Below are 1,817 nucleotides of genomic sequence, written 5' to 3'. Positions count from 1 at the left end.
CTTTACCGGCGGGCCGTTCGCGGAGCTTGCGCGGCGCAACATGGAGATGTTCACCGCCGCCGCGGCCGGTGCCAAGCCGAAGACGGAGAGCGAGGACCAGAAGACCGAGCTTGCCGAGCTCCGCGCCCAGCTGTCGGCGCTCCAGGAGAAGCTGGACAAGCTCGGCGGCTAATCACCGCGGCTTGACGAACTTCAGAGTCATCCGGTCGCTTTCGCCGATCGCCAGATACTTCTCCCGATCCTTGTCCTTGAGCGCCAGCGTGGGCGGAAGGGTCCAGACGCCGTTCGGCCAATCGGCGGTATCCTGCGGATTGGCGTTGACCTCGGAGCTTCCGGCGAGGCGGAAGCCGGCCTGCTGGGCAAGGCGCACGACCGTCGACGTCTTCAGATAGCCGCTCGTCCGCTCGCGCTCGACGGGAGCGCTTTCGGGCAGGCGGTGATCCTCGATCCCGAGCACGCCGCCGGGCTTCAGCATCGCGTAGATCTGCCGGAAGGCTTCGGGCGAATAATCCTGCTTGTCCTCGCGGCGATAGCCCATCCGCCAGTTGTGGACGTTGCGGAAGGTGAGGACGACGTCGGCGGTGCCGTTGGGAACGCGCGTTGCGTTCGCGTCGAAGGCGGGGAAATCGGCGGTCAGCACGTTTCCGTAGAGCTGCGGGCTTGCTTCCTTGAGCTTGCGGATGCCGCTTTGGCCCCAATCGGGCGCGGCCGCGTAGAGCCTCCCGCCGCCCTGGGCGAGATAGGGGGCGAGGATCTCCGTATACCAGCCGCCGCCCGGCCAGATCTCGACGACCGTGTCGGTCGGCCTCACGCCGAAGAAGCTCAGGGTCTCGAGCGGGTGGCGATACTGGTCGCGCGCAGTGTTGGCCGGGGTGCGGTGCGGCGCGGCGACGGCGGCGCTCAATGCGGCATAGGAGCCCTGAAGCGCCTGGTCCTCCGGGCTCAAGGTGGCGCAGGCGGCGGCGGAGAGCAGGGCAGCGGCAAGGGCCGCTCGAAAAAGAGGCTGGCGCATCGTCACACTTCTCCTAGAAACCGGTCGCACTGCCTCATGACGGGTGAGAAATGACGACGCAAGTGATGTTCTTCCTCCTCGCCGGAGCAGCGTTGGTGCTGGCGGTGGTGGCGGCGGTCCGCGACAAGCGCCGCTCCGGGCGCGCCAATCTCGATGCGGTCGGCTGGGTGCCGTGGGACCTGGTGCAGATCATCGGCGGGCTGGTGACCGTGGTCGCGATCGTGCTCGGGCTGAAGTTCGGCTGAGCCGTCATTGATCGTGGCGGAGGAGCACGCGCTCCAGCTTGAGGTCCGCCGCCGCGCCCTCGTGGCAGGCGCCGGGGCGGAGATAGGTGCAGACGGCGCCGTGGCATGAGCGGCGGCGATAGGCGGGCGGCACGGGAGCGGAAGCAGGCGCGATGATCGCGTCGTAAGCGGGCGCGGTCCGGGCGAGATCGGCAGGCTCGACGAGGTAGAGCGGGACCGGCCGGTGGAGGTGCGTATAGCCGCCGCCTTCCCAGAAAGGCATCCCGAGCAAAGCGACGCCGCAGAGCTTCGGCTCCGACCGGAGCGACATGGCCGCTTCGAAGCCGGGCGAGAAATCGGTCCAGCGGGCCTGCATGCGAGGACCGGCCGCGAAGGCGGCGGAGACTCCGAGCCAGAGCAGGATGAGAGCGCCGGGGGCAAGGCGGGCGGCGCGCTCCGGCAGGCGGGGCTGAAGGCGCCGGAGCCATTCGACCGAGCCGATCGCCGCCAGGATGACGAGCACCGCCGTCGTCAGGAGGACGAAGCGGAATTCCTTGTGGCCGATGGCGCTGTGGACGAGG

General features: G+C 68.8%; 2 protein-coding genes and 1 pseudogene. 1 reads left to right on the top strand and 2 read right to left on the bottom strand.

What is annotated here, in order from left to right; genetic code table 11:
• Window positions 1-172 precede the first annotated feature (172 nt).
• On the bottom strand, window positions 173-1,012 hold the full coding sequence (locus VF662_RS07970) for a class I SAM-dependent methyltransferase (protein WP_464139654.1): 840 nt from the start codon (window positions 1,010-1,012) through the stop codon (window positions 173-175).
• 50 nt (window positions 1,013-1,062) lie between these two features.
• Between VF662_RS07970 and VF662_RS07965 the strand changes: the two genes are divergently transcribed.
• Window positions 1,063-1,257 (top strand): hypothetical protein, encoded by a 195-nt coding sequence (locus VF662_RS07965; protein WP_464139652.1) that lies wholly within the window; start codon window positions 1,063-1,065, stop codon window positions 1,255-1,257.
• Between the two features lie 4 nt (window positions 1,258-1,261).
• On the opposite strand, the pseudogene VF662_RS07960 reads toward VF662_RS07965, so the two are convergent.
• Window positions 1,262-1,817: pseudogene (locus VF662_RS07960) on the bottom strand (hypothetical protein); the annotation flags it as partial.

Origin of the sequence: Allosphingosinicella sp., from assembly GCF_036387215.1 — a bacterium.
Classification (GTDB): domain Bacteria; phylum Pseudomonadota; class Alphaproteobacteria; order Sphingomonadales; family Sphingomonadaceae; genus Allosphingosinicella.
The sequence above is the reverse complement of the archived record's forward strand: the minus strand, read 5'-3'. Positions and strand labels throughout refer to the sequence as shown.